At 71.2% G+C, this 4,682-nt stretch carries 5 protein-coding genes; 3 read left to right on the top strand and 2 right to left on the bottom strand.

Annotated elements, in window-relative coordinates; translation table 11 throughout:
* Window positions 1–162 precede the first annotated feature (162 nt).
* Both ACQ0O7_RS44865 and ACQ0O7_RS44860 read left to right on the top strand, forming a co-directional pair.
* Window positions 163–936: a cyclase family protein gene (locus tag ACQ0O7_RS44865; RefSeq protein ID WP_430792057.1), complete on the top strand. Its 774-nt coding sequence runs from the start codon at window positions 163–165 to the stop codon at window positions 934–936.
* Window positions 937–2,580 carry a thiamine pyrophosphate-binding protein gene (locus ACQ0O7_RS44860; protein ID WP_430792056.1) on the top strand — a complete coding sequence of 548 codons (1,644 nt, stop codon included), beginning with the start codon at window positions 937–939 and terminating at the stop codon, window positions 2,578–2,580.
* A gap of 12 nt (window positions 2,581–2,592) precedes the next feature.
* Here the strand turns inward: ACQ0O7_RS44860 and ACQ0O7_RS44855 are convergent, their stop codons facing one another.
* A complete protein-coding gene (locus tag ACQ0O7_RS44855) occupies window positions 2,593–3,150 on the bottom strand; it encodes a TetR/AcrR family transcriptional regulator (RefSeq protein WP_430792055.1) in 558 nt (185 codons plus the stop codon).
* 84 nt (window positions 3,151–3,234) lie between these two features.
* Here ACQ0O7_RS44855 and ACQ0O7_RS44850 point away from each other — a divergent pair, with 84 nt between their 5' ends.
* Window positions 3,235–4,089 carry an SDR family oxidoreductase gene (locus ACQ0O7_RS44850; protein WP_430792054.1) on the top strand — a complete coding sequence of 285 codons (855 nt, stop codon included), beginning with the start codon at window positions 3,235–3,237 and terminating at the stop codon, window positions 4,087–4,089.
* On the opposite strand, the gene ACQ0O7_RS44845 is transcribed toward ACQ0O7_RS44850, so the two are convergent.
* Window positions 4,080–4,682: nitroreductase/quinone reductase family protein (locus ACQ0O7_RS44845; protein WP_430792053.1), on the bottom strand; the 603-nt coding region annotated here is incomplete at its 5' end. The two genes, ACQ0O7_RS44850 and ACQ0O7_RS44845, sit on opposite strands and share 10 nt — an antisense overlap.

The following is a 4,682-nucleotide window of genomic DNA, read 5'->3' as shown; positions in this document are numbered from 1 at the left end:
GCGCACCGGAACGCGGCACACGACCGGGGCCGGCCTGGAGTCCGGGAAACCTGGCGCGGTCGCCGGTCCGTCATGGTCCACCCGGTGGAGTGTCGCCGCTCACCGAAACGCGTGCGGCGGCCGTAGGCTTCAGGCCGTCGCCGACGCCCCCTGGAGATCTCGATGAGCGTTCTGAAAGCCCTGTTGGCCGGACTCACCGGCGGCACGATCGAGGTCGTCGATCTCACCGCGCCGCTGGCCGCGAGCACGCCGATCCTGCAGTTGCCGCCGCCGTTCGCGAACACGATCCCGTTCGGACTGACCGAGATCAGCCGGTACGACGACCGTGGCCCCGCCTGGTACTGGAACGACATCCACACCGGCGAGCACACCGGCACCCACTTCGACGCGCCCGTGCACTGGGTGACCGGGCGCGACGGCGAGGACGTGTCGCAGGTGCCGCCGCGCAAGCTGGTCGCCCCGGCGGTCGTGGTGGACGTGACCGACCGGGTCGGCGAGGACCCCGACTTCCTCCTGGAGGTCGAGCACATCCGGGAGTGGGAGGCGGTCCACGGGCCGCTGCCGGAGGGCGGCTGGCTGCTGCTGCGTACCGGCTGGGACGCCCGCTCGTCGGACCAGGCGGAGTTCCTGAACGCCGACGAGACCGGCCCGCACACCCCCGGCGTCTCGGTGGCGGCGGCGAAGTGGCTGGCCGAGGAGTCCCCGGTGATCGGCATCGGGGTGGAGACGGTCGGCACCGACGCGGGTGCCGCGCACTCGTTCGACCCGGCGTTCCCGTGCCACTCCTACCTGCTGGGGGCCGGTAAATACGGCCTGACCCAGCTACGCAACCTGGACCGGCTGCCGGCCACCGGCGCCGTGGTGATCGCCCCGCCGCTGCCGATCGCCGGCGGTTCCGGCAGTCCGGTGCGGGTGCTGGCCCTGGTGGAGAAGTAGATGACCGATCAGACGGTGGCCGGCGTCGTCGGCGAGACCCTGACCGCGCTCGGCGCCGAGCTCGTGTTCGGCGTGGTCGGCAGCGGCAACTTCCATGTCACCAACGCGCTGGTCGCGCACGGGGCCACCTTCGTCGCGACCCGGCACGAGGGTGGGGCGGCGACGGCGGCTGACGCGTACGCCCGGGTCAGCGGCCGGGTCGGGCTGGTCTCGGTGCATCAGGGCTGCGGGCTGACCAACGCGATGACCGGGCTGGCCGAGGCGGCCAAGAGCCGTACCCCGCTGATCGTGCTGGCGGCCGAACCGGCGGCGTCCGCGCTGCGGTCCAACTTCCGGGTCGACCAGGACGCGCTCGCCCGTGCGGTGGGCGCGGTCAGCGAGCGGGTGCACAGCCCGGCCGGCGCGGTCGCCGACACCGTCCGGGCGTGGCGGACCGCGGTCAACGAGCGCCGGACCGTCGTCCTGAACCTGCCGCTGGACATTCAGGCGGCGACCGCCGAACCGGCCGAGCCAGCACCCGCCCCGGCGATCCAGCCACCCCGCGCCTCCGACGACGCGGTGACCGCTCTGGCCCATCTGCTGCGGCATGCCGAGCGGCCGGTGTTCATCGCCGGGCGGGGCGCGGTCGGCGCCGGCTCGGAGGTGGCCGCGCTGGCGGAGGCGTGCGGTGCCCTGCTGGCCACCTCGGCGGCGGCGAAGGGCCTGTTCAGCGGCGACGAGTGGAATCTGGACGTGTCCGGCGGGTTCGCCACCCCGCTGGCCGCCGAGCTGATCCGGGACGCCGACGTGGTGGTCGCGTGGGGTGCCTCGCTGAACATGTGGACCAGCCGGCACGGGGCCCTGATCAGCCCGGACGCCGCGGTCGCCCAGGTGGACGTGGACTCGGCGGCACTCGGTGGGCACCACCGGATCGATCTCGGGGTGACCGGGGACGCGCGGTTCAGCGCGCTCGCGGTCGCCGCCGCGCTGGGCGGTCCGCCGCGGGCCGGCTACCGCACCGAGGAGGTACGCCTGAAGCTGCGTGTCCAGGGCCGCTGGCGCGACGTCGGGTACTTCGACGACGGCGACGACAGCCACATCGATCCGCGTACGCTCAGCATCGCGCTCGACGACATGCTGCCCGCGGAGCGGGTGGTGGCCGTCGACTCGGGCAACTTCATGGGCTACCCGTCGATGTTTTTGACCGTTCCGGATCAGCGGGGTTTTGTGTTCACCCAGTCGTTCCAGTCGATCGGGCTGGGGCTGGCCAGTGCGCTCGGGGCGGCACTGGCCGAACCGGAGCGGCTACCGGTGGCGGCCTGCGGGGACGGTGGGTTCCTGATGGGCGTCGCGGAGCTGGACACCGTCCGGCGGCTCGGGCTCGGGATGCTGATCGTGGTCTACAACGATGAGGCGTACGGGGCCGAGGTGCACCATTTCGGGCCGGACGGGCACCCGCTGTCCACGGTGACCTTCCCGGAGACGGACATCGCGGCGATCGCCCGGGGGCACGGGTGCGCGGCGGTGACCGTACGGAAATCGGAAGATCTTGATCTTGTCCGTGCGTGGATCGAGGGGCCTCGCGATGTCCCGATGGTCGTCGACGCCAAGATCACCGCCGGTCAGCCGTCGTGGTGGCTCGCGGAGGCGTTCCGCGGACATTGACGCGGACATTGATCAGTCCAGCAACGTCTGCAGGCGGCTCAGCACCGTCTGCTGGATCTCGGCGAAGCCGCGCTCCTCATCCGGGGTGACCCAGACCGTGAACGCCGTCCGGAACACGGTCACCCCGGACTCGGCGGCCAGCGCCGCGCTGATCGGGTCGATGCCGCGCCCGGTCAGCGCCCCGGTCAGGGCGACCGCCAGCGCGGACAGTTTGAGCAGCTCACGCTCGCGCAGGGCGACGTTGGCGTCGATCACCCGCTGGCGTGCCCGGGACCATTCGCGGCGTTCCTCCGGGAAGAGCCCGGCGGCGGTGTCGAGGACCGCCGAGATCAGCCACATCGGGTCGTCGCTGCGCTCCGGCAGGGCGTCCAGGAACGTCCGCTCGAACTCCGCCTGATCGACGAACAGCACTTCCTTCTTGTCGCTGAAGTGCCGGAAGAAGGTCCGCTCGGTCAGCCCCGCGGCGGCCGCGATCTCGGCGACCGTGGTCCCGTCATACCCCTTGGAAGCGAAGAGGCCGAGTGCCGCCTCCTTGAGACGCTCGCCGGCGCCGCCCTGCCATCTCCCCATGATCCTCATCATAGTGATGTCAGAGACTGACGTCAGGGTGTACCGTCATGTCAGTTCCTGACATCACTTTCGGAGGATCCCACCATGCATGTCCTCGTCACCGGCGCCAGCGGCTGGATCGGCTCCCACACCGTCGACGAACTGCTCGCCACCGGCCACACCGTCACCGGGGTGGCCCGCACCGACAGCGCCGCGACCGCCCTCACCGCCAAAGGCGCCACAGTCCTCCGCGGCGACCTCGACGACCTCGACGGCATCCGGCGCGGCGCCGCCGACGCCGACGCCGTCGTCCACCTGGCCAACAAACACGACTGGGCCGACCCTGCCGCATCAAACCGGGCCGAACGCGCGTCAGTCCAGGCCATCCTCGACACCCTGACCGGAAGCGATCGCCCGTTCGTGTTCGCGTCCGGCCTCGGGCCCGCCACCGAGAACGAGCCGTCCCCGCACCACGGCCCCGGCTCCCACCGCGGCGGCGCCGAGAACCTGGCCCTCGGCACCCCCGGCGCCCACGCGATCGCCGCCCGCTTCGCCCCCACCGTGCACGGCACCGGCGACCACGGGTTCGTCTCCTACCTGTTCGACGCGGCCCGGCGCAGCGGCGTGTCCGGATACGTCGGCGACGGCACCACCGCGTGGTCGGCGGTCCACGTCCACGACGCGGCCCGGCTGATCCGGCTCGCCCTCGAACAGGCCCCCGCCGGCACCCGGCTGCACGCCGTAGCCGAGACCGCCGTCCCCAGCCGCGACATCGCCGAAGCCATCGGCCGGTTCCTGAACGTGCCGGTCGAACAGGTGGAACCGGACCACTTCGGCTTCCTCGGCCGCATCTTCGGCACGAACATGACCGCCACCAGCGACCTCACCCGCTCCCGGTTCGGCTGGACCCCGACCGGCCCGGCCCTGCTCGACGACATCGCCGCCGGCGCCTACGCCTGACGGGACAACTCCAGCACCGGAATGGTCCGCACGCCCGCGGTCTTCCGGGCATAACCGGCGAACCCCGGATAACGCCGGGCCTGCTCCTCGAACACCCGATCCCGCTCATCCCCCGCGAGATCCCGGACCGTCACGGCATAGGTCTCGGTCCCCCGCTCGACGATCGCATCCCCCGCCGCGGTCAGGTTGTGATACCAGCCCGGATTCTCCGGCGCCCCACCCTTCGAGGCGATCACAAAGATGACGTCGTCGTCGGTGTCGTGCGGCAGATACATCATCGGGCTGACCATTTCCCGGCCACTCTTGCGCCCCCGGTGGTGCACCAACACCATCGGGGCCCCGGCGAAGCTGCCACCCACCCTCCCGCCATTGGCCCGGAACTCTTCGATGACCTTGTCATTCCAGTCGCTCATACCCCCATCCTGCCCTCTCCAGCCGATCCCGACCGCTTGCGGCATGATCACGTCCATGTCCACGGAAGAAGACGGTTCACTGGTACTGATGCACGGTCGTTTCAACATCATCCGGTGAGGCCGAGGATGGTGAATGGCCTTGTCATTTCGCGGTTGGCCCAGCGGGTTGCTTCGGTGATG

It is taken from the genome of Actinoplanes sp. G11-F43 (genome assembly GCF_050589265.1).
GTDB lineage: Bacteria > Actinomycetota > Actinomycetes > Mycobacteriales > Micromonosporaceae > Actinoplanes.
The sequence above is the reverse complement of the archived record's forward strand: the minus strand, read 5'-3'. Positions and strand labels throughout refer to the sequence as shown.

Bases quoted from the DNA above. Each gene is read 5' to 3' on its own strand.
- ACQ0O7_RS44865 (WP_430792057.1), top strand. From the start codon at position 163: ATGAGCGTTCTGAAAGCCCTGTTGGCCGGACTCACCGGCGGCACGATC.
- ACQ0O7_RS44860 (WP_430792056.1), top strand. From the start codon at position 937: ATGACCGATCAGACGGTGGCCGGCGTCGTCGGCGAGACCCTGACCGCG.
- ACQ0O7_RS44855 (WP_430792055.1), bottom strand. From the start codon at position 3,150: ATGGGGAGATGGCAGGGCGGCGCCGGCGAGCGTCTCAAGGAGGCGGCA.
- ACQ0O7_RS44850 (WP_430792054.1), top strand. From the start codon at position 3,235: ATGCATGTCCTCGTCACCGGCGCCAGCGGCTGGATCGGCTCCCACACC.